We start from the raw sequence: 22,337 nt of genomic DNA, 5'->3' as shown, positions 1-22,337 counted from the left end.
TCGCCCGTCACGGCTCCCGGTGGCGCCGCCGCGGCTCCCGCCCGGCGGGCTGGTGCGGCGCCGGAGTCGTCGGTCGCGGCGGTGGGATGCGCTTCGTGACGGGCTTGTCCTTGCTGACGGTGAACCGCTCGCCGTGGTGGTGCAGCACCATTTCCGAGGAGTCCAGCGTGTACGTCGCCTCCTGGTGGTTCACGTCCACCCGCAGGATGCTGCCGTGGCAGGTGATCGCGAACGACAGCCGGTCCAGCCGGTCCGGCAGCCGCGGCATGAACGCCAGCCGCCCACCGTGGTCACGCATGCCGCCCAGGCCCGCGACCAGCGCCAGCCAGGTCCCGGCGAGGGAGGCCATGTGCAACCCGTCACTGGCATTGTGCTGAAGGTTGTACAGGTCGACGAACGCCGCCTCGCCGAGGTAGTCGTACGCCAGCTCGGTGTGCCCGACCTCGGCCGCCATGACCGCCTGCGTGCACGCCGACAGCGAGGAGTCACGGACCGTGCGCTCTTCGTAGTAGGCGAAGTTACGGGCCTTCTCCTCCGCGGTGAAGGCGTCCCCCCGCCAGTGCATGGCGAGGACCAGGTCGGCCTGCTTCACGACCTGCTTGCGGTACAGGTCGAAGTACGGGTAGTGCAGCAGCAGGGGGTACTGCTCCTCCGGTGTCCGGGCGAAATCCCAGTCCTGGTGCCGGGTGAAGCCGGCGGACTGCTCGTGCACCCGCAGTTCGGCGTTGTAGGGCAGGTCGACCCGGGCGGCCGCGTCCCGCCACGACGCGATCTCCTCGTCGTCGACGCCGAGCTCGTGCGCCGCGTCCGGGTGCCGTTCGGCGGCGCCCGCCGCGGCGAGCAGGTTCTGCTGGGCCATGAGGTTCGTGTAGATGTTGTCGTCGGCGATCGCGCTGTACTCGTCCGGCCCGGTCACGCCGTCGATGTGGAAGACGCCGTGCCGGTCGTGGTGGCCCAGGGACCGCCACAGCCGGGCCGTCTCGACCAGCAGCTCCAGGCCGAACTCCAGCTCGAACGCGGTGTCGCCGGTGGCCCGCACGTACCGTTCGACGGCCGCGGCGATGTCGGCGTTGACGTGGAACCCGGCGGTGCCGGCCGGCCAGTACGCGGAGCACTCCTGCCCGCGGATCGTCCGCCACGGGAACGCCGCCCCGGCGAGGTTCAGCTGCGCGGCGCGGTCCCGGGCCAGCTGCAGCGTGTCGTGGCGCCACCGCAGCCCGTCGCGGGCCGCCTGCGGGTGGGTGTAGGTCAGCACCGGCAGCACGAAACTCTCGGTGTCCCAGAAGACGTGCCCGTCGTAGCCGCGGCCGGTCAGGCCCTTCGCCGCGATCGGCCGGGCCTCGGCCCGCGCGCCGGCCTGCATCAGGTGGAACAGCGCGAAGCGCACCGCCTGCTGGATCTCCGCGTCGCCGTCGACCTCGACGTCCGCCTGCGCCCAGAAGCCGTCGAGGAAGCGCCGCTGCGCGGCGATGAGCCCGTCCCAGCCGCCCAGCCGGGCCCCGGCGATCGCGCCGTGCACCTGGTCCCGGATCGCCTGGCGGGAGCGCTGGCTCGACCAGCCGTAGGCGAGATACTTGACGATCCGCAGCCGCTGGCCGGGCTGCAGTTCACAGGCGAACGTGGTCCTGGCCCAGTCCTCCGTCGCCTCGGTGTGCGAGCGCACCGGCACCGGCGCCTCGACCTCGTGGTCCATCTCCGCGCCGAGCCGCAGCCAGCTGGCCTGCGTGCGGTGCAGCAGCTGGGCGTTGAGCCCGTGGCCCGAGTGCTCCTCGGGTTGGAGGGCGTGGCCGAGCACGGCGGCGACCCGGGGGTCCTTGCTCGGATCCGGCGTGTCCTCGTTGGCGACCAGCTCCGACTGCACGATCACCCGGGCCGGGCCTTCGACCGGCTCGACCTCGTAGAGGAACGCCGCGATCGACCGCTGCTCGAGCGACACCAGACGGGTCGTGCGGACCTTGATCCGCTGCTCCGCCGGCGAGACCCACTCGACGTCCCGGGTGAGGGTGCCGGCCCGCAGGTCCAGGACGCGCTCGTGACTGATCAGGTTGCCGTACCGCACGTCGAACGGCTCGTCGTCGACCAGCAGGCGGAACACCTTGCCGTTGGTGACGTTGAGGATCGACTGGCCCTCCTCCGGGAAGCCGTAGCCGGCCTCCGCGTAGGGCAGCGGGCGCTCCTCGTAGAACGAGTTGAGGTAGGTGCCCGGCAGGCCGTACGGTTCGCCCTCGTCGAGGTTGCCGCGCAGCCCCAGGTGCCCGTTGGACAGGGCGAACAGCGACTCCGTCTGCCCCAGGTCGTCGAGGTCGAGCCGGGTCTCGCGGATCACCCACGGCTCGACCGGAAACATCGCCATTCAGTTGCTTCCCTCCGGTCGCATGTTCATGTCACGCCCTTCCGGCAGCTCCCGGTTGCTCCCTTCCACCGGCAGTTCCCGGGCCTCCAGCAGTGCGTCGAGATCGGTCACGACCACGTCGGCGCCGGCGTCGCGGAGATCCTGGGCGTGCTCGCCGCCGATCCGGTCGACCCCGACGACGAAGCCGAATCCACCGGCCTTCCCGGCCGCGACCCCGGCCAGGGCGTCCTCGAACACCGCCGCCTGCTCCGGCGCGACGCCGAGCTCCTGCGCCGCCGCCAGAAACGTGTCGGGGGCCGGCTTGCCGCGCAGCCCGCGGTCCCGGATGGTGCCGCCGTCGACGCGCGCCTCGAGGTAGCGGTCGATCCCGGTCGACGTGATGACCTGCAGGGTGTTGGCGCTGGAGCTGACCACCGCCCGGCGCAGCCCGGCCGCGGTCGCCGCCTTCAGGTAGCGCACGCTGCCCTCGTACGGCTCCAGCCCTTCCTTGATGAGGGTCAGCAGCAGCTGGTTCTTGCGGTTGCCGAGGCCGTTGACGGTCTGCGCGTCCGGCGGATCGTCCGGGGTCCCCTCCGGCAGGGTGATGCCGCGGGAGGCGAGGAAGTCACGGACCCCCGCCTCGCGCGGCTTGCCGTCGACGTAGTCGTTGTAGTCGGCGACCGGGTCGAACGGCCGCTGCCCCTCGCGCCGTTCGAGGAAGTCGTCGAACGTCGCGGTCCAGGCCTTGTTGTGGATGACGGCGGTCGGGGTGAGCACCCCGTCGAGGTCGAACAGGCAGGCGGTCACACGTTCCGGTAGCCCGAGCACACCGCAACGGTATCCGCGCCGGGTATCCATCAAACCTGCCGCCGGTGAACGGCGGTTCGTGCACGGGGTGGCTAGCCTTCGGGGTGTGACACTTCCGGATGAATCGCCGACCGAACGACAGCCCGCCACGCCGACGTGGGTGGGTTCGGCGTCGGTGCCGCCGGGCGGGTCACGCCGGCGCCGGCAATGGGAGGACACCCTCGACCTGCCCGCGGCGCCCCGGACGGTCCCGCTGCCGCCGCCACCGCCGGAGATCCGCTACGTGCCGGTCCCCCAGTACGGCCCGCCGCCGCACGGATACCGCCCACCGCCGCCCGGCTACGCCCCGCCGCCACCGCAGTACCGGCGGCGCAAGCGGCGCTGGCCATGGGTGTTGCTGCTGCTGTTCACCCTGTGTGCCGGCTGCTGCGGCGGCTCCTACGCGTGGGCCCGCCCCTACTGGGTGCAGTACCCGGCGTCGGTCCAGGTGGAGGCGACCGTTCCAGGGCTCACCCGCACCAACGACACCAACGCCAAGAAGGCGGCCACCGACGTCCAGAAGGCGCTGACCTCGGACCATCTCGACGAGTCGGGCTTCACGGTGACCTACACCGACGCCTCCAACAAGCAGCTGCGGGTCCTCGTCGCCGGCGCGACCAGGTTCATCACCGACCCGGCCCGGGACCTGGAGGCGAGCATCCGCAAACTCCCCGCCGCGATGCAGGTCGGCGACGTGCGCGACATCGACCCCGGCCCGTTCGGCGGCGAGCAGCGCTGCGCCGCGGCCCGCTATGACAACCGCTCGGCCACCGTCTGCGGCTGGGCCGACCACGGCGTCATCGCCCTGGCCGTCTTCCCCGGCAGGTCCCTGGAGCAGGCCGGCACCCTGACCCACAACATCCGCGGCTCCATCGTCCGCCGCGACTGAACTGCGGTCAGTCCTTTCCGGGCTCGCTGCCGTTGGTGGCGGCGAGCTGGTCGGGGCGTTTCGGCGCGTACCGGGTGACGTACTCCTGCCCGGTGAGCTGCTGGATCGCGTTCATCAGCTTGAGCGTCAGCTCGCGCAGGCCGCGGCTGTCGATCTCGCCGCCCTGCCACTGGCTCAGGTCCAGGGGCTCACCGACGCGGACCTCGACGGTCGGGCCCAGCCGGGGCACGGAGGCGCCGATCGGCTGGATCTTCTCGGTGTTGAGGATGCCGATCGGGATGATCGGGGCGGGCGCGTCGAGGGCGAGCTTCGCCACACCGGGACGGCCCCGGTAGAGCCGGCCGTCGGGTGAGCGGGTGCCCTCGGGGAAGATGCCCAGGACGTGGCCGTCGCGCAGGACCGGCAGCGCGGCGTCGAGCGCCATCAGGCTGGCCCGGCCACCGGAGCGGTCGACGGGGATCTGGTTCAGCCCGTACATGACGTTGCGCATGACCGCGCCCTTGACGCCGGGGCCGACGAAGTATTCGTCCTTGGCGAGGAAGTAGACGTTGCGCGGCATGAGCGCACCCATCAGCACCGAGTCGATGACGGACTGGTGGTTGCTGGCGAGAATCGCCGGGCCGCTGGTCGGCACGTTGTCCAGTCCGCTGACCTTGGGCCGCCAGAGCAGGCGGGACAGGGGCGAGATCGCGAACTTGCCGACCGCATACAGCGCGGACAAATGCCCTCCACCAGGCTCAACAGACGATGCCGCCCACTGTAGACGGCAAGGGTCGTCCGGTCAGCCGGAGAGCTCACACCGTGGGCAACACCACCCGCTGCCCCTACCGATCGTTCAGGAGGCAACGAGCACGAGGGCGGTCGCGGCCAGCCCCAGGCCGGCCAGTTGCACGGGGCGCAGCCGCTCCCGGTCGACGAACATCGCCAGCAGCACCGTGGTCACCGGGTACAGCGAGGCGACCGGCGCGATGATGCTCAGATCGCCGCGCTGGACCGCGAGGATGTAGAGCGCGTTGGCGGTCATGTCGAGCATCCCGGCGCCGAGCAGCCAGCGCAGCGGCGCCCCGGACGGTCGCGGCGCGCCCCGGCGGCGCAGCAGCAGCGGCGCGCCGAGCCCGACGGCGGCCAGCTGCGCGCCGAGGATCGGCCACATGCCGGCGTCCCCGCCGGCGGCATCGGCCGCGTCACCGGCGGCCGACAGGCAGATGAAGAACAGGCCGAACGCGATGCCCGCGGCGAGGGCGAGGCCGATGAGCCCACCGGAGACCCTGACGCTGTCGTCGCTGGGCGCGAGGCTCACCAGGCCGATGGCCGCGATCGCGCAGCCGGCGCCGGTCAGCGCGAGCACGCCCGGGCGCTCGCCCTGCAGCAGGCCGGCGGCGAGCGGCAGCAGCGCGGTGGTGACGGCGCTGACGGGGGCCACGATCGTCATCGCTCCGCCGGCCATCGCCTTGTAGAAGACCATCATGCCGAGGACCCCGAACACCCCGGCCGCGGCGCCCCACCCGACCACGCCGGGATACGGCGAGGCGGGCATGAGCACGAGATACACCAGCAGCAGCGGGATGCTGGCGGCCTTGGAGAGCACCACGACGGTGACCGCGTCGACCCGCTGGCTCGCCTTGCCCCCGGCGAAGTCGCCCACGCCCCAGACCAGCCCGGACAGCGCGGCGAGCAGCAGCCCGATCATGCCAGCCGCTCGATCGTCACGGTGTCGGCGTCGAGCAGCTCGGCGAGCATCGTGGCGGCCGGGGTCAGGTCGGTGTCCAGGCCTTCGAGCAGGAACACCGCCGACGTCGTCGCGGCGGTGATGGCGGTGCGGCGGCCCTGGCGCCAGTTCCAGCGGCGGCAGGTCACGCCCAGGTCGTCGCGCCAGATCACCTCGCCCGGCTCCGGGGTCTCCACGACCGGGGCGCCCTCCTTCACCGTGTCGAAGGGCTCGTCGCCGACGGCCCGGACCAGGCGCTCGGTGCCGGTGAGCAGCAAGCGGTCCTCACCGCCGATCGGCACGGCGAAGCGGATGCTCACGGCGTTGTACGCGTCAACGAGCCGGTCGACCACGGGCACGTCGCCGCGGGCGGCCCGCTTGCGCAGCGCCTCCGCGGAGCACGGGGTGCGCTGCGGCTTCGCCCCGAACGCCCGGTACACGTCGCGCCACGCCTCCAGGGGGAGGCCGAGCTCGCCGGCGTCGCGGATCGCCTGGTGCAGCACGGCGCCATCGCTCGGACCGTTGCGCAACCCGTCGGCGAGGACGGCCAGGACGGTAGCCTCATGGCCCACGGACCGGCACAGGTCGAGCACTTCATCGGCGATGGCGAACATGCCCCATGTCGTATCACGATATTGACTGTGAAGGAAAATATTTTGACCGACGATGTGGCCCAGGTCGCCCAGGCGGCGATCGCCAGGCACGTGAAGGCGCTGCGGCAGGGCCGGCGGTGGTCCCTCGACGAGTTGGCCAGCCGGTCCGGGGTCAGCAAGGGCATGCTCGTGCAGATCGAGGGCGCGAAGACCAACCCGAGCGTCGGGACGCTCTGCCGGATCGCGGAGTCGTTCGGGGTGAACATCGGCCGGCTCCTGGAGTCCGCGCCGGAGCCGGTCGTGAAGATCGTCGGCGCCGACGAGCCGCCGGTGCTGTGGCGCGGCGGCGCGGGCGGGACCGGCCGGCTGCTGCGCGGCGTCAACGACCCGGCGTTCGTCGAGGTCTGGCAGTGGCGCATGCCACCCGGCGAGTCCCACGATTCCGCTGATCATGCCGGCGGTACGCGGGAGCTCATCCACCTGCAGCAGGGATCGATCGTGGTAACGGTGGACGGCGCCGAGCACGCGGTCCACGCCGGCGAGACGATCGACTTCCGGGCTGACCGCCCCCACACCTACCGCAATGCGGCGGACGTGGAGGCGGTCCTCACGATGGTGGTCGTGATGCCCCAGGGCGAACGCGACCGGCGCGCCTGAACTTCTAGGACCTGTTTCATAAGGGATGGCCGGGCTGCGGCAGGCCTCGCTCCGACCCCCGTTATGAAACAGGTCCTAGATCTTCGTCACGATCACCCGGACCGGCACGCCGTCGCCGACCTCACCGGCGAAGCCCTGGCCGCTGGCCTCGCTCGCCGGGACCGTCGCCAGCCGGTCCGCGAGGGTCTCGCCGGCGATGAACTCCCGGTGCGGCTCGACGGCGCCGAGCACCTCGGCGGGCGCCTGCACACTCAGGTCGATCCGGTCCGACACGTTCAGGTCCGCCTCGCGGCGGGCCTGCTGCACGACCCGGACCAGGTCGCGGGCCAGCCCCTCCGCCGCCAGCTCGGGGGTGACCGTGCTGTCCAGCACCACCACGCCCTCGCCGCCCGGCAGCGGCGCCGACTGGGTCGGGTCCGCCGCGACCAGCTTCAGGTCGTACTCGCCGTCCTGCAGCGCCACCCCGCCGGCCACCACCTCGCCGTCGGAGGAACGCCAGTCGCCGGCCTTGACCGCCTTGATCACCCGCTGCACGTCCTTGCCGAGGCGGGGGCCGAGGGCGCGCGGGACCAGCGTCAGCACCGGCGTGCAGTGCGCGGCGACGTCGCCGGTGAACACCACCTCCTTGACGTTGACCTCGTCGGCGACGAGCGCGGCGAACGGACGCAGCGCCTCCGCCCGCGGGGTCGCCACCGTCAGCGTCGACAGCGGCAGCCGGACGCGCAGGCCGCGGGCCTTGCGCAGCGACAGCGCCGCCGAGCACACGTCCCGGACCGCGTCCATGTCCGCGACCAGGGCGTGGTCGGACGGGAACTGCGCCGCCGACGGCCAGTCCGTGAGGTGCACCGACCGCTCGCCGGTCAGGCCGCGGTAGATCTCCTCCGCGGTCAGCGGCAACAGCGGCGCGACGACCTGCGTGAGCGTCGACAGCACGGTGAACAGCGTGTCGAACGCGTCACGGTCGCCGGACCAGAACCGGTCGCGGGAGCGCCGCACGTACCAGTTGGTCAGCGCGTCGAGGAAGGACCGGACGGTCGCGCAGGCGCCGGACAGGTCGTAGGCGTCCAGCTGCTGCTGCACCCCCGCGACCAGCTCGCCGGTCTTCGCGAGGACATACCGGTCGAGCAGGTGCGCGCTGTCGACCCGGTGCCGGGCGGTGTACCCGTCCGCGTTGGCGTAGAGCGAGAAGAAGTACCACACGTTCCACAGGGGCAGCAGCACCTGCCGGACCGCGTCGCGGATGCCGACCTCGGTGACCGGCATGTCACCGCCGCGCAGCACCGGGGAGGACACCAGGAACCAGCGCATCGCGTCGGAGCCGTACTCGTCGAACACCCGGTACACGTCGGGATAGTTGCGCAGGCTCTTGGACATCTTGCGGCCGTCCTCGCCGAGCAGGATGCCGTGGCTGACGCAGTTGGTGAACGCCGGCCGGTCGAACAACGCCGTGGCCAGGACGTGCATGGTGTAGAACCAGCCGCGGGTCTGGCCGATGTACTCGACGATGAAGTCGCCCGGGTAGTGGTGCTCGAACCAGTCCCGGTTCTCGAACGGGTAGTGCACCTGGGCGAACGGCATCGATCCCGACTCGAACCAGCAGTCCAGGACCTCCGGGACGCGGCGCATCACCGACTCCCCGCTCGGGTCGTCCGGGTTGGGCCGGGTCAGGCTGTCGATCTCCGGGCGGTGCAGGTCGCCGGGGCGCACCCCGAAGTCGCGCTCGAGTTCGTCGAGCGAGCCGTACACGTCGACGCGCGGATACTGCGGGTCGTCGGACTTCCACACCGGGATCGGCGAGCCCCAGAACCGGTTCCGGCTGATCGACCAGTCGCGGGCGTTGGCCAGCCACTTGCCGAACGAACCGTCCTTGATGTGCTCCGGCGTCCAGGTGATCTGCTGGTTGAGCTGCACCATCCGGTCGCGGAACGTGGACACCGCCACGAACCACGAGGACACCGCCTTGTAGACCAGCGGCGTGTCGCAGCGCCAACAGTGCGGGTAGGAGTGCGTGTAGGAGTCGTGGCGCACGACGACGCCCGCGGCCTTCAGGTCGCGGATGACCGGCTTGTTGGCCTCGAAGACCTGCAGCCCCTGATACGTGGGGACGACCGAGGTGAACCGGGTGTGCTCGTCGACGGTGACGACGGTGGGGATGCCGACGGAGGCGCAGGCGGTCTGGTCGTCCTCGCCGAAGGCGGGCGCCATGTGCACGACACCGGTGCCGTCCTCGGTGGTGACGAAGTCCGCCCCGATGACCTGGAACGCGTTCGGCGTCTCGGCCAGGAAGTCGAACAGCGGCGTGTACCGGCGACCGACGAGCTCGGCGCCGGTGATCGTTGTCTGGAACGTCGCCCCCGCCAGTTCCTTCTCGTAGGCGGGGACGCGTGACGAGGCCAGGATGAACCGCTGGCCGTCCGCTTCGAACACCGAGTATTCGATGTCCGGCCCGACCGCCAGGGCCAGGTTCGACGGCAGCGTCCACGGCGTGGTCGTCCACGCCAGGATCTTCTCCCCGGTCTCCAGCTGGAACGCCACGGTCAGCGCCGGGTCCTGCCGGTCCCGGTAGACGTCGTCGTCCATCCGCAGCTCGGTGTTGGACAGCGGCGTCTCGCAGCGCCAGCAGTACGCGAGGACCCGGAACCCCTCGTAGACGAGGCCCTTCTCGTGCAGCGTCTTGAAGGCCCACATGACGCTTTCCATGTAGTCCAGGTCGAGCGTCTTGTAGTCGTTGTCGAAGTCGACCCAGCGCGCCTGGCGGGTGACGTAGCGCTCCCACTCGTTGGTGTAGCGCAGCACCGACTCCCTGGTCGCCGCGTTGAACTTGTCGACGCCCAGCTGCAGGATCTCGGCCTTGGTCGTGATGCCGAGCTGCTTCTCCGCCTCCACCTCGGCGGGCAGGCCGTGACAGTCCCACCCGAACCGCCGCTCGACCCGGAAGCCGCGCATCGTCTTGTACCGGGGCACGACGTCCTTCACGTACCCGGTCAGCAGGTGGCCGTAGTGCGGCAGGCCGTTGGCGAACGGCGGGCCGTCGTAGAACACGAACTCGCCCGTGCCGTCGGCGCCGGCGTCGCGCTGGTCGACGGAGGCCTCGAAGGTCTTGTCGGTGGCCCAGTGGTCCAGGACACCCCGCTCGACCTCGGGCAGGTTCGGGCTGGCCGGCACGCCCTGCGCGGCGTTGTGCATCGGGTAGGCCATCGGTGGTCGCGCTCCTCGCGTGTGTCAGTTTCCTCGACTCCACGCGGGGACGAACCCTCGCAGGTCCGCGGTACCACCCCGCTTGCCACCTCTCGGTGGCCGCTCGTTGGCCGGCTGTCACGGGCCGGTGCCCGTCCGGTTCTACTCAGACCGCTGGTCTTTTCTTCCGGAGGCTCGCCGGTGATGGCCGGGTCGACGCCTGTGCGTCCAGGATACCGCTCCCGTCACCCAGGTTTCCGCGGCTGCCATAAAGAATAGTAAAGAAACCTTGACATTAATTCCGCGCTGGAGTTCTGTGACACCAAACGTCGACGCCCATCGACGTCACCCCCATCTGGAGCCACGATGCGACCACGCAAGATCGCCTTGCTCGCGAGCACCGGAGCGGCCGCGCTGACCCTCGCCGGGGTCGTCATCGCGCTGCCCGCCTCGGCCGCGGAGCTGCTCACCAACCCCGGCTTCGAGACCGGCAACGCCAACAGCTGGAGCTGCGAGCCGTCCGCCGCCGTCACGTCCGGCGCGGCCCGGTCCGGCAACTGGAAGCTCACCGGTACGCCCGGCGGCGCCACCGCCCGGTGCCAGCAGACGGTGTCGGTCCAGCCGAACACGAAGTACACGTTCTCCGGCTACGTCAACGGCTCCTACGTCTTCATCGGCGCCACCGGCGGCGTCGACGCCAGCACCTGGACCCCCGGCACCAGCGGCTACCAGCAGCTGTCGGTCACGTTCACCACCGGCGCGGCGCAGACCTCCGCGGTCGTCTACGTCCACGGCTGGTACGGCCAGCCCGCGTACACCGCGGACGACTTCTCGCTGAGCGGGCCCGGTGGTACCCCACCGACCACGCTCGAACCGACCACGCCTTCGGCATCCCCGTCGCGCTCGACGTCGCCGTCCGCGTCCCCCTCCGCCTCCCCGTCGAAGTCGCCGTCGACCTCACCGTCGCCGTCCACGTCGACGCCGCCGAGCCCGCTGCCGAAGCACTTCCTGACCGGCTACTGGCAGGACTTCGTCAACAGCGCGGCGAAGCTGAAGCTGCGGGACACGCCCAGCGAGTACGACCTGATCGACGTCGCGTTCGCCGAGACCGGCTCGCAGCCGGGCCAGCTCACGTTCGCGGTCGACCCGCAGCTCGCCTCGGCGCTGGGCGGCTACACCGACGCGGAGTTCAAGTCCGACATCGCCACCCTGCACGCCCGCGGCAAGAAGGTCATCCTGTCCGTCGGCGGCGAGGCCGGCCGGGTCAGCGTCGGCGACTCGACCGCCGCCACGAACTTCGCCAACAGCGCCTGGTCGCTGATGCAGCAGTACGGCTTCGACGGCATCGACATCGACCTGGAGAACGGCCTCAACCCGACCTACATGGCGCAGGCGCTGCGCTCACTGCGGGCCAAGGCCGGCGCGAACCTCATCATCACGATGGCGCCGCAGACGATCGACATGCAGTCCACCGGCGGCAGCTACTTCGCCCTGGCACTGTCCATCAAGGACATCCTGACCGTCGTCTACACCCAGTTCTACAACTCGGGCAGCATGCTCGGCTGCGACCAGATGGCCGCGTACTCGCAGGGCACCGTCAACTTCATGACCGCCCTGGCCTGCATCCAGCTGGAGAACGGGCTGCGGCCCGACCAGGTCGCCCTCGGCCTGCCCGCCGGTCCCGGCGCGGCCGGCGGCGGCGTGGTCGCCCCGGCCCTGGTCAACCAGGCGCTGTCCTGCCTGGCGACCGGCACCAGCTGCGGCACGTTCAAGCCGCCGCACACCTACCCCGGCATCCGCGGGGCGATGACCTGGTCGATCAACTGGGACGTCACCAACGGCAACAACTTCGCCAAGACCGTCAAGCCGCACCTGGCGACCCTGCCGTAGGTACTGGTTCTCCCGACCCAGGGGTGGGGCGGGTAAGGCCCCGCGGCCGGTATCGGCACCGGCCGCGGGTCCGTCCAAATTCAGCTTTCTTCCCCAACACAGTGAGGGGGACGGGTGTCCCAGCACCCGTCCCCCTCGCCCATGCAGGTCTCACCCCGGCGGGGTGATTTCTATTCCGCGAGCTCCGGGAACCACAGCGCAATCTCACGCTTCGCACTGTCCACGGAGTCGGACGCGTGCACGAGATTCTCCCGGTTGGACAGCGAGAAATCGCCGCGAATGCTGCCGGGCGCGGCCTTGCGGCCGTCGGTCGAGCCGATCAGGGTGCGGATGACGGCGATCGCCTCGTCGCCCGAAACGACCAGCGCGACCAGGTTGCCGCTGGTCATGAAGTCGCGCAGCGGCGGGTAGAAGTCCCGCTCGACGTGCTCGGCGTAGTGCTGGTCGGCGAGGGCCCGGTCCATGGTGCGCAGCCGCATCGCGTCGATGGCGAGGCCCTTGCGCTCCAACCGGCCGATGATCTCGCCGACGAGTCCACGACGCACGGCATCAGGCTTGATCAAAACGAGCGAACGCTCGGCCACGACGTGCCTCCAAGATGGGTTCGGTACCGCCTCCGAGCCTACCGAGCGTCACCGTCGCCGACCCGCCAGGGTGCCGAAGACTTCCGTTCCGGCGATGATCAGGCATAGCCTGATGTCAGTCGTCTGGGGAGGTCGACTTGCCGTCCAGCAATCGTGCACAGGACACCGGCAGCAGAAAACTCGTGATCGCCCTGCTCATCGTGGTCGGCGGTTTTCTGGCATTCTGCGGACTGGGTATGACCAACGCCTTGGTGGTCGCGTTGGGCATCATCGTGGCCGCGGCCGGTCCGGTGCTGATCCTTGTCCTGAACTCGCGCAACAAGGTGCGGCAATACGTCTATGGCACAGCGAGAGTCGCCGATATCTCGCCCCGCCCGACGACCGACGGCCGGACCGCCCGCGGGCGGCTCAAGCTCGTCGTCAAGGCGACCGGCATCAACGGCGTCACGGTCTCCACCGTCGATCCGGCGATCCCGCTCGACAAGTGGCCGGACGCCGGCGCCACCCTGCCCGTCCAGGTCCTCAAGGGCAACCCGCGCAAGCTCGCCGTCGTCTGGGACAAGGTCCAGTCGCACCAGGACGCCCAGGCGTCGGAGCGCCGGCCCGGCGGTGGCAACGCGCCCCGCTACTCCCTGGACGGCGACGAGCTCGACATCACCGACTCCCCGACCGACGACTACGAGCGCCGGCGCGCCCGCAACCGCGCCGGCGGCCCGCCGTTCGAGCGGCCGGGCGACGACCTGCCGCCCGACGACCGGCCGACGCTCACCGACCTGCCTCCGATCGCGGCGCCGGTCATCGAGCCGGTCCGGCTGTCCGGCCGCGCCGACCGGACCGGGCAGACGAGGCCCGCCCAGCGACCGACCTCCCCCGGTCCGACGCCGGGCCTCGGCGCTTCCGGCACCGGTGCGACGGCGGCCGCCGTCGCGTTCGCCGAGCCGGGTGACCCGCCGGCGGCCACGGGCGGGCTCGAGGAGCCGGCCGAGGCCGCCGCGCAGGACCCGGCCCGGTCTCTGCACACCGGCGTCGCCACCGAGGACACGCCGCCGATGGTGGTCCGGCTCCCGTCCAACCCGGTGCGTGGCGGCGCCCGCCGCCGCCCGAGCCCTCGGCCCCGCCCCGGCACCCACGACCGCGGCCCCGGCCGCGGCGCGCAGCCGGCCGCCCCGGCGCCGGAGGAGACCCCGGCGGTCGTGGCGGAGGAGGCGCCGGCGACGTACACGATCCCGGAGGCCGGTTCGGCGCTCACCCCGCCGCCGGACCTGCCGGAGTCGGACCTCGCCGCCGCGGAGCCGGTCACCGGGCCGCCCGCCGCCGTGACGATGACCAAGCCCGCTGCCACCTCGGCCGACCCCGACGACGACGCGGTGGTCGAGGTGCGGCCCGAGACGGAGACGGCGGTCGAGGGCGGCGCGGAGGTGCCCGGCGACCGCCCTTCCGGCACCGCCGCGCTCGCGTCCGGGATCACCTGGTGGCCCGACCGCGAGACGGAGCAGCTGCCGACCAGGATCCCGCGGATCGAGCCGATCCCGGTCGTCGACGCCGAGCTGCCGGCGCCCGCCGAGGAGCCCCCGGCACCGGCGGTGGTCCCGCCGACCCCGCTACGGTCCGCCAACGAGGCGTCCGCCGCCGTTGCCGAGCCGGACACCGATGCGGCCGCCGAGCCGGCGGTGGTGGACGCCGGCAGCAACGGCTCGGGCACCACCCGGCCGTGGGGCGCGGTGGACGCCGGCGGCCGGCCGGAGCGCACGACGTCGGCGTGGTCGGGCAACGGCCACTCCCGCGACGCGGCGCCGCTCGGCGCCGGCATGTTCGGCGCTCCCCCGGTCTGGCCGAAGCACGCGACCACCGATGACGACGACGAGCCGGTCGCCCCTGACCCGTACGCCACGGAGCACTACGTCAGCGACTCCCCCGAGGACCAGCTGGAGGAGCAGCCGCCGTCGGAGGGCGCGGTGGGCCAGTTCCTGGCCACCCAGCAGCGCCCGCCGACGACCCCGCTGGACGGGGTCAACGGTGTGAGCATCACGCTGATCGTGTCGGACCTGGATCGTTCCCGGCGGTTCTACCGCGACACGCTCGGCCTCACCGAGCTCGACAGCGGCCCGGCCGCGGCGGTCCTCGCGACCGGCGACGCCAGGGTCGTGCTGCGCCGGGTCGCGGACATGCCGCCGGTCGACCGCCGCGTCGTCCACCTCAACCTCGAGGTCCCCGACGTCTACGAGGCCTACGAGCGGCTCCGCGAGCAGGGCGTCGACTTCGTCCACCGGCCGCGGGTCGTCCCGCAGGGCGAGCAGCTGGAGCTGTGCTCGGCGACGTTCCGCGACCCCGACGGCCACGCGATCGCGCTGACCAAGTGGGAGCTGCGCCGCTAGGCATACCGGCGCAGCGTGTCCTCGGCGGTGCGGCGCATCAGGTCGCGCAGCGCCGCCGGGGCCACGACCTCGACGTCCGGGCCGAAGCGGCCCAGGTCGACGCGGGCGTGTTCGAACGACTCGATCGGCATGACGATCCGGACCCAGCCGTCGGCGTCGGGCGGGCCGGCGGTGTCCCGCAGCGCCCGTTCGGCGACCGGGCCGAGCATCCACCACATGCTCGCCGCGCGAGGCCCGACGAGGACGGTGGCGTCGCCGCCGCGGTACAGGGTGCGCTGGAGCCGCTCGGACCACTCGGTCCAGTACCCGCGCAGGTCGAAGTCGGCGGGGCGGTCGAATCGCCCGTCGAGGACGGCGGCGGTGTCGATGCGCGAGATCCGGTAGGCGTTGACGCGTTCCCGCCCGCGGGCGACGACGTACCAGGCGGTGCCCTTCAGGACCAGCCCGAACGCCTCCAGGGTCCGCTCGACCTGGGTGCCGTCCCACTTGCGGTACGTCACCCGCAGCGGCCGCTGGTCCCAGACGGCACCGGCGACCGTGTCGAGGTGCGGCGGCGCCTCCGGGTCACGGAACCAGCCGGGGGCGTCGACGTGCACGCGCTCCTGGATCCGGGCCGCCATCGTGCGCTGCTCGAGCGGCATCGCGGCGAGGAGCTTGAGCTGCGCCGCGTCGAGGGTGGGCCCGAGACCGAGGTGCCCGGCGGTGGCGCCGCTACCGGCGAGGAACAGGGCGGCGGCCTCGTCGGTGGTGAGCCCGGTCAGGGTGGTCCGGTAGCCGTCGACGAGCTGGTAGCCACCGGTGGGCCCGCGGTCGGCGTACACCGGGACACCTGACGCCGACAGCGCCTCGATGTCGCGGTACACCGTGCGCACCGACACTTCGAGCTCGCCGGCGATCTGCTGCGCGGTGAGCCGGCCCCGGGTCTGCAGCAGCAGGAGCGTGGACAGCAGCCGGCTCGCCCGCATGGCTCAGGGTTTGTTCGCGTAGACGGCCCGCCGGACGTACAGCACGTATCCCCAGGTGAGGCCGAAGACGATGCCGAGGGCCAGCAGCGACCAGTGCAGGACGCCCCCGGCGAGCAGGCCGACCGGCACGACCAGCCCCGCGAACCAGGCCCAGTCGTGCTTCAGCAGCCCGCACAGGACGAAGCTGTACCCGGCGAGCCCGGCGCAGAGCCAGATCGCCGCCGTCGACTGGCCGAGCTTCGCCAGGGGCAGCAGCGCCAGCAGCAGGACCAGCCCGAACACGACGAGCGCGGACGCGCCGACGCCGCGGACCGCGCCCCCCGGGTTCTTCAGTCCGGCGGTGCTCACGGCGTCACCTCCGCTGCGCTCCGGCGCCGCCGTGAGCCAACCCTGCGCTCATGATGAACGGCTCCTCCGCTGCGCTCCGGACCGCTCATTGCGTCACCTCCGCTGCGCTCCGGCGCCGCCGTGAGCCAACCCTGCGCTCATGATGAACGGCTCCTCCGCTGCGCTCCGGACCGCTCATTGCGTCACCTCCGCTGCGCTCCGGCGCCGCCGCGAGCCAACCCTGCGCTCATGATGAACGGCTCCTCCGCTGCGCTCCGGACCGCTCATCGCTTCAGCAGCCCGCGGGCGTCGGCGACGGTGACGACCGAGCCGGTGATGAGGATGCCGATGGTGCCGGGGACGGCGTTGTCGGACTCGGCGAGGGCGACGGCGGTGTCGATCGCGTCGAGGAAGTCCGGCACGACGTGGACCCGTTCGGGGCCGTACAGCTCCTCGGCGATGGCGCCGAGCTGCGTGGCCGACATGGCCCGCGGCGAGCTGTTGCGGGTGCAGACGATGCTCTCGGTGATCGGCTCGAGCAGCTCCAGCATCCCCTCGACGTCCTTGTCGGCGAGGGCCGCGACGACGGCGACGAGGCCGTTGAACGCGAACTCCTCGTTGAGCGCGCGGACGGTCGCCTGCATGCCGGCCGCGTTGTGGGCGGCGTCGACGAGGATCGGCGGGGAGTTGCGGACCCGTTCGAGGCGTCCGGGTGAGGTCGCGCCGCCGAACCCGTCGCGGACGGACTCCGCGTTCAGGGCGCGTTCGTTGCCGGCGCCGAGGAACGTCTCGACGGCGGCGAGCGCGATCGCCGCGTTCTGCGCCTGGTGCTCGCCGTGCAGCGGCAGGAAGATGCCCTCGTAGGTGCCGGAGAGCCCGCGCAGGGTCAGGACCTGCCCGCCGACGGCGAGGTCGCGCTGCACGACGCCGAACTCCCGGCCTTCGCGGGCGACGGTCGCGCCGACCTCGGCGCAGCGCTCCAGGATCGGGCGCATCGCCTCCTCCGGCTGCGCGGCGCAGATCAGCGTGGATCCCTTGTGGACGATCCCGGCCTTGGCCAGGGCGATGTCCTCGATGGTGTCGCCGAGCCACTCGGTGTGGTCGAGACCGATCGGGGTGATCACGGTCGTCTGCGCCTGCAGCACGTTGGTCGAGTCGTCGGCACCGCCCAGGCCGACCTCGATCACGGCGACGTCGACGGGCGCGTCGGCGAACGCGGCGAACGCCATCGCGGTCGTCATGTCGAAGTACGTCAGCGGCGCGTCGCTGCGCGCGTCGAGGTACTCGGCGAGCGGCTGGACCTCGTCGTAGATCTCGACGAACCGGTCCTCGCTGATCGGCTCGTCCTCGATGCTGATCCGCTCACGGATGGTCTGCAGGTGCGGGCTGGTGTACCGCCCGGTCCGCAGCCCGTGGGCGCGCAGCAGCGAGTCGATCATCCGGGCCGTCGAGGTCTTGCCGTTGGTGCCGGTGATGTGGATCGCCGGGTACGCCCGCTGCGGGCTGCCCATGAGGTCGAGCAGCCCTTCGATCCGCCCCAGGTCGAACACCATCCGGGTGAAGCCGCGCCCGTTGAGCTCCTGCTCGACCTCGGTGAAACGGCCGGGCCCGCTCACAGCGCGTCCAGCTGCCCGGTGATGCGGGCCAGGTCGGCCTCGGCCGCGGCGAGCCGCTGCCGGATCTTCTCCACGACCGGCTCGGGTGCCTTGTCGGTGAACGCCGGGTTGTCGAGCTTCGCCCGGCACTGCGCGGCTTCCTTCTCCGCGGCGGCCTTGTCCTTGCCGAGCCGGGCCCGCTCGGCGGCGACGTCGATCGTGCCGCGGGTGTCGAGCTCGACGGTGACGCCGACGCCCACGCTGAGCTTCGCCGTCGCGGCGAACTCCGCGCCCGGCGCCTCCAGGCGCGCCAGGGACCGGATGAGACCCTCGTGGGCGGACAGCCCGGCGGCGTCGAGGCCCTCCAGGCGGGCGACCACCTTCTGGGCCGGCTTGACGCCCTGGTCGGCGCGGAACCGGCGGACCTCGGTGACGACCCGCTGCAGGTCGGCGACCTCACGCTCGGCCGCGTCGTTGACCAACGCCTGGTCAGCGACCGGCCAGGACGCCCGCACCAGGGTCGGCGCGCCGGTCAGCGTCGTCCACAGCTCCTCGGTCACGAACGGCGTGATCGGGTGCAGCAGCCGCAGCAGCTGGTCCAGCACGTGGCCGAGCACGCGCTGCCGCGCCGGGGTCATGGCCCCCTTCGACAGCTCCAGGTACCAGTCACACACGTCGTCCCACGCGAAGTGGTACAGCGTGTCGCAGACCTTCGCCAGCTCGTACGCCTCGAACTGCTCGTCGACCTCGGCGATGACGTGCTGCAACCGCGACAGGATCCACCGGTCGACGGTCGACAGGTCACCGGTCGGCAGCTCGCCCTCGACGGTCGCACCGTTGGACAGGCCGAACCTGGTCGCATTCCACAGCTTGTTGCAGAAGTTGCGGGCGCCCTGCACCCACTCCTCGCTGACGGGGACGTCCGCGCCGGGGTTGGCGCCGCGGGCGAGGGTGAAGCGGGTCGCGTCGGCGCCGAACCGCTCGATCCAGTCCAGCGGGTCCACGACGTTGCCGAACGACTTCGACATCTTCTTGCCGTGCTGGTCGCGGACCATGCCGTGGAGCATGACGACGTCGAACGGCTGCCGGCCGTCCATCGCATACAGGCCGAACATCATCATCCGGGCGACCCAGAAGAACAGGATGTCGTAGCCGGTGACGAGAACGCTCGTCGGGTAGAACTTCGCCAGGTCGGGGGTCTCGTCGGGCCAGCCGAGCGTGGAGAACGGCCACAGCGCCGAGGAGAACCAGGTGTCCAGGACGTCCTGGTCCTGGGTCCAGCCGTCGCCGGCCGGGGGCTGCTCGTCGGGGCCGACGCAGACGACCTCGCCCTGTGGCCCGTACCAGACCGGGATCCGATGCCCCCACCACAGCTGCCGGGAGATGCACCAGTCGTGCATGTTGTCGACCCAGCCGAAGTAGCGCTTGGTCAGCTCGGGCGGCTCGACCCGGACCCGGCCGTCCCGCACGGCGTCGCCGGCGGCCCGGGCGAGGGGCTCGGTCCGCACGAACCACTGCAGCGACAGCCGCGGCTCGACGGTGGTGCCGCAGCGCTGGCAGTGCCCGACGGCGTGCACATACGGCCGCTTCTCGGCCACGATGCGCCCCTCGGCGCGCAGCGCGGCGACGACGGCCGGGCGCGCCTCGAACCGGTCCAGCCCGACGAACGGCCCGTGCACGGTGATGACGCCGTGCTCGTCCATGATCGTGAGGCTGGGCAGGTCGTGCCGCTGGCCGATCTCGAAGTCGTTGGGGTCGTGCGCCGGGGTCACCTTGACCGCGCCGGTGCCGAACGCCGGGTCGACGTGCGCGTCGGCGACGATCGGGATGCGCCGCCCGGTGAGCGGCAGCTCCACCTCGGTGCCGACCAGGTGCTTGTAGCGCTCGTCGTCCGGGTGCACCGCCACCGCGGTGTCACCGAGCATCGTCTCGGCCCGGGTGGTGGCGACCACGATCGCGTCGGCGCCGTCACCGTAGCGGATGGAGACGAGCTCCCCGTCGTCGTCGGAGTGCTCGACCTCGATGTCGGACAGCGCGGTCAGGCACCGCGGGCACCAGTTGATGATGCGTTCGGCCCGGTAGATGAGGCCGTCGTCGAAGAGCCGCTTGAAGATGGTGAGGACGGCGCGGGACAGGCCCTCGTCCATGGTGAACCGCTCGCGGCTCCAGTCCACGGAGTCACCGAGCCGGGTCATCTGCCCGAGAATCTTGCCGCCGGACTCGGCCTTCCACTGCCAGACCTTCTCCACGAACGCCTCGCGGCCCAGGTCGTGCCGGGACTGCCCGGACGCGGCGAGCTGCCGCTCCACGACGTTCTGGGTGGCGATGCCGGCGTGGTCCATGCCGGGCAGCCACAGCGCCTCGAAGCCCTCCATCCGCTTGCGGCGGATGAGGGCGTCCTGGACCGTGTGGTCGAGGGCGTGGCCGATGTGCAGCGATCCCGTCACGTTCGGCGGAGGCAGCACGATGGCGAACGCGGGCTTGTCACTGGCCGCGTCCGCCGTGAACAGCCCGTCGGCGACCCATTGCTCATACCGCCGCTGTTCTACCTCGCCAGGCGCATACTGGGCCGAGAGCACCGAGGCAGTGGGGGCGGTCGGCTCGGCCGTCGTGTCACCGGGGCCGGGCGTCCGTTGAGTCTCCGTCACATAGCGAGTCTAGAACTTCGCATGCGGGGTCTACGCTCGCCAGTGCCCCCTCACTCAGGAGACTGATCGACGGTGACTTACCCGCCTCGCCCGTCCGACGACGAGCCCCGTTCGCAGCCGTTCCAGCCGCAGTCGTATGACCTGGCGCCGGAGTTCGGCACGCAACAGACTCCGAGCGACGGGTCCTACCAGCAGCAGCCCGGGCCATACGGCCCTCCGCAGTCCTACCAACAGCAGCCACCGCCGCCGTATCAGCAGCCGGCCTACCAGGACCCGTACCAGGCGTCGGCGCCACCGTTCCAACAGCAGCCCTATCAGCAGCCTGGTTACCAGCAGCCGTTCACCCCGCCGCCACCACCGCCGCGCCGGGGCAAGGGCCTGAAGATCACCCTCGCCATCCTGGGCGTCCTGTTCCTGGTCTGCGCGGTCGGCTGCGGCGCGTTCCTGTATCCGGTCATCTCCGCGAACGGCACCACGGTCACCGCGCCACCCACGCTGCCCGGCGGTCTCAACAAGGAGACCTCCGACGAGATGCAGAAGATCGTCGACCAGATGGAGACCGACCTGCGCAACGACGTCGGCGACGTCGACCAGGTCGCGGCGGGCATCTACAGCGACGGCGACCCGCAGAAGCTGGTCGTGCTCGTCGCCGCGACCTCGACGGTGTTCTTCCCCGACAGCGAGATCGAGGACGCGTTCAAGGGCTTCAACTCCACCTCCGGCAGCGGCGTCGGCGGCCAGACCAGCTACCCGGCCGGCGACCTGGGCGGCACGGTGAAATGTGGCAGCGGCACCGAGGACGACCTGCCGATGACCCTCTGCGCCTGGGCGGACCACGGCAGCGTCGGCATCGCCATCTTCATCGGCCGCGAGCTCAAAGAGGCAGCGGACCTCTTCCTGCAGATCCGACCCGCCGTCGAAAGCCGCTGATTCGTCGTTTTCGCAGGTGTACGAGTGGGGCCGGGCCGCCGTGGTCCGGCCCCACTTCGCGTGGCGGGCCTTGCTACGCTGCGCCGATGGTCGATCTTCCGGGTATGTCCGACGACGGCTTCGACGATGACCCCGCTCCTGACGACAGGCCCGGCTCCGCCATCAACGTGAAGAAGGTCGCCATCGTCTGCGGCGCCCTCGCCGGCGTTGCCCTGCTCGGGTCCGCGGTCGTCTACGGCCCGACGGTCGTCCGGGTCACGTCGCAGCGGGGCACCACGGTCTCCACGCCGGCCCAGGTCGGCGCGTTCACGATGGACTCCTCGGACGACGCGAAGAACACCGCCGAATACGTCCGCGACGCCATCGCCGCCGAGGTGAACCTCGACAAGAGCGTCGGCGCCATCTACAAGGACCAGGCGCAGACCGTCATCCTCGTCGCCGGCACCGCCCGCGTCTGGAAGCCGGAGAAGTCGCTGACCGCCGCGTTCAAGGTGGTCGCCGACGACAGCGGCGCGGTCCGCGACCTCCGCGACGTCGATGCGGGCGACCTCGGCGGGATCATGCGCTGCGGCGTGACCGTCGACAAGGAGGGCGAGATCGCGGTGTGCGGCTGGGCCGACAACGGCTCGGTGGCGGTCGCCCTGTTCCCCGGCCGGCCGGTCAACGACGCCGCAAACGCCATGCTCCAACTGCGCGACGCAGTCGAGCACCGCTGATCCGCTTTGTTCCGGGCCTTTCGAGGCCCTCTTTTTTTGCAGTCGAAACGACGATAGGCCCTCACCGAAGTGAGGGCCTATCGCGAAAATTTGTCCGGCGGCGTC

17 protein-coding genes are annotated in these 22,337 nt (G+C 71.5%); 6 read left to right on the top strand and 11 right to left on the bottom strand.

What is annotated here, in order from left to right:
- Positions 1–7: 7 nt before the first annotated feature.
- Together ACFPIJ_RS21365 and ACFPIJ_RS21360 are read right to left on the bottom strand one after the other, a co-directional pair.
- The gene (locus ACFPIJ_RS21365; RefSeq protein ID WP_380116937.1) at positions 8–2,353 is read right to left on the bottom strand and encodes a glycoside hydrolase family 65 protein; all 2,346 of its coding nucleotides are present in this window, start codon (positions 2,351–2,353) and stop codon (positions 8–10) included.
- A complete protein-coding gene (locus ACFPIJ_RS21360; RefSeq protein ID WP_380116936.1) occupies positions 2,354–3,160 on the bottom strand; it encodes a beta-phosphoglucomutase family hydrolase in 807 nt (268 codons plus the stop codon). It abuts the gene before it with no gap.
- A gap of 85 nt (positions 3,161–3,245) precedes the next feature.
- Here ACFPIJ_RS21360 and ACFPIJ_RS21355 point away from each other — a divergent pair, with 85 nt between their 5' ends.
- Entirely contained in the window at positions 3,246–4,067 is an 822-nt protein-coding gene (locus ACFPIJ_RS21355; protein WP_380116935.1) for a hypothetical protein, read from the top strand.
- A gap of 7 nt (positions 4,068–4,074) precedes the next feature.
- Here ACFPIJ_RS21355 and ACFPIJ_RS21350 read toward each other — a convergent pair whose 3' ends face one another.
- The 3 genes from ACFPIJ_RS21350 to ACFPIJ_RS21340 all read right to left on the bottom strand — a co-directional run bounded on the left by ACFPIJ_RS21350 (position 4,075) and on the right by ACFPIJ_RS21340 (position 6,389).
- A complete protein-coding gene (locus tag ACFPIJ_RS21350) occupies positions 4,075–4,788 on the bottom strand; it encodes a lysophospholipid acyltransferase family protein (RefSeq protein ID WP_380116934.1) in 714 nt (237 codons plus the stop codon).
- A 114-nt stretch (positions 4,789–4,902) separates the two neighbouring features.
- Complete coding sequence (locus ACFPIJ_RS21345; RefSeq protein ID WP_380116933.1) at positions 4,903–5,757, bottom strand: EamA family transporter; 855 nt, start codon at positions 5,755–5,757, stop codon at positions 4,903–4,905.
- Positions 5,754–6,389 (bottom strand): B3/B4 domain-containing protein, encoded by a 636-nt coding sequence (locus tag ACFPIJ_RS21340; RefSeq protein WP_380116932.1) that lies wholly within the window; start codon positions 6,387–6,389, stop codon positions 5,754–5,756. Before ACFPIJ_RS21340 ends, ACFPIJ_RS21345 begins: the two co-directional genes overlap by 4 nt.
- A 42-nt stretch (positions 6,390–6,431) precedes the next feature.
- Here ACFPIJ_RS21340 and ACFPIJ_RS21335 point away from each other — a divergent pair, with 42 nt between their 5' ends.
- Positions 6,432–7,025 carry a helix-turn-helix domain-containing protein gene (locus ACFPIJ_RS21335; protein ID WP_380116931.1) on the top strand — a complete coding sequence of 198 codons (594 nt, stop codon included), beginning with the start codon at positions 6,432–6,434 and terminating at the stop codon, positions 7,023–7,025.
- A 75-nt stretch (positions 7,026–7,100) separates the two neighbouring features.
- Here the strand turns inward: ACFPIJ_RS21335 and ileS are convergent, their stop codons facing one another.
- Complete coding sequence (ileS, locus tag ACFPIJ_RS21330; RefSeq protein ID WP_380116930.1) at positions 7,101–10,223, bottom strand: isoleucine--tRNA ligase; 3,123 nt, start codon at positions 10,221–10,223, stop codon at positions 7,101–7,103.
- Positions 10,224–10,568: 345 nt separating this feature from the next.
- Here ileS and ACFPIJ_RS21325 point away from each other — a divergent pair, with 345 nt between their 5' ends.
- On the top strand, positions 10,569–12,092 hold the full coding sequence (locus tag ACFPIJ_RS21325; protein ID WP_380116929.1) for a chitinase: 1,524 nt from the start codon (positions 10,569–10,571) through the stop codon (positions 12,090–12,092).
- A gap of 170 nt (positions 12,093–12,262) precedes the next feature.
- Here the strand turns inward: ACFPIJ_RS21325 and ndk are convergent, their stop codons facing one another.
- A complete protein-coding gene (gene ndk, locus ACFPIJ_RS21320; protein ID WP_380116928.1) occupies positions 12,263–12,676 on the bottom strand; it encodes a nucleoside-diphosphate kinase in 414 nt (137 codons plus the stop codon).
- 236 nt (positions 12,677–12,912) lie between these two features.
- Here ndk and ACFPIJ_RS21315 point away from each other — a divergent pair, with 236 nt between their 5' ends.
- On the top strand, positions 12,913–15,051 hold the full coding sequence (locus ACFPIJ_RS21315; RefSeq protein ID WP_380116927.1) for a VOC family protein: 2,139 nt from the start codon (positions 12,913–12,915) through the stop codon (positions 15,049–15,051).
- On the opposite strand, the gene ACFPIJ_RS21310 is transcribed toward ACFPIJ_RS21315, so the two are convergent.
- From ACFPIJ_RS21310 to ACFPIJ_RS21295, 4 genes are all read right to left on the bottom strand, one after another.
- A complete protein-coding gene (locus ACFPIJ_RS21310; RefSeq protein ID WP_380116926.1) occupies positions 15,048–16,016 on the bottom strand; it encodes a helix-turn-helix transcriptional regulator in 969 nt (322 codons plus the stop codon). The genes ACFPIJ_RS21315 and ACFPIJ_RS21310 overlap by 4 nt on opposite strands.
- Positions 16,017–16,019: 3 nt before the next feature.
- On the bottom strand, positions 16,020–16,364 hold the full coding sequence (locus tag ACFPIJ_RS21305; protein WP_380116925.1) for a DUF4233 domain-containing protein: 345 nt from the start codon (positions 16,362–16,364) through the stop codon (positions 16,020–16,022).
- A gap of 263 nt (positions 16,365–16,627) precedes the next feature.
- Positions 16,628–17,896: a bifunctional folylpolyglutamate synthase/dihydrofolate synthase gene (locus tag ACFPIJ_RS21300; RefSeq protein ID WP_380116990.1), complete on the bottom strand. Its 1,269-nt coding sequence runs from the start codon at positions 17,894–17,896 to the stop codon at positions 16,628–16,630.
- Positions 17,897–17,955: 59 nt separating this feature from the next.
- Entirely contained in the window at positions 17,956–20,517 is a 2,562-nt protein-coding gene (locus ACFPIJ_RS21295) for a valine--tRNA ligase (protein ID WP_380116989.1), read from the bottom strand.
- A gap of 141 nt (positions 20,518–20,658) precedes the next feature.
- Between ACFPIJ_RS21295 and ACFPIJ_RS21290 the strand changes: the two genes are divergently transcribed.
- Together ACFPIJ_RS21290 and ACFPIJ_RS21285 are read left to right on the top strand one after the other, a co-directional pair.
- Positions 20,659–21,516 carry a hypothetical protein gene (locus ACFPIJ_RS21290; protein WP_380116924.1) on the top strand — a complete coding sequence of 286 codons (858 nt, stop codon included), beginning with the start codon at positions 20,659–20,661 and terminating at the stop codon, positions 21,514–21,516.
- Between the two features lie 86 nt (positions 21,517–21,602).
- A complete protein-coding gene (locus tag ACFPIJ_RS21285) occupies positions 21,603–22,232 on the top strand; it encodes a hypothetical protein (RefSeq protein ID WP_380116923.1) in 630 nt (209 codons plus the stop codon).
- Positions 22,233–22,337 lie beyond the last annotated feature (105 nt).

Source organism: Dactylosporangium cerinum (assembly GCF_042653625.1).
Lineage (GTDB): Bacteria > Actinomycetota > Actinomycetes > Mycobacteriales > Micromonosporaceae > Dactylosporangium > Dactylosporangium cerinum.
This window is presented reverse-complemented; position numbering and strand designations above follow the sequence as displayed.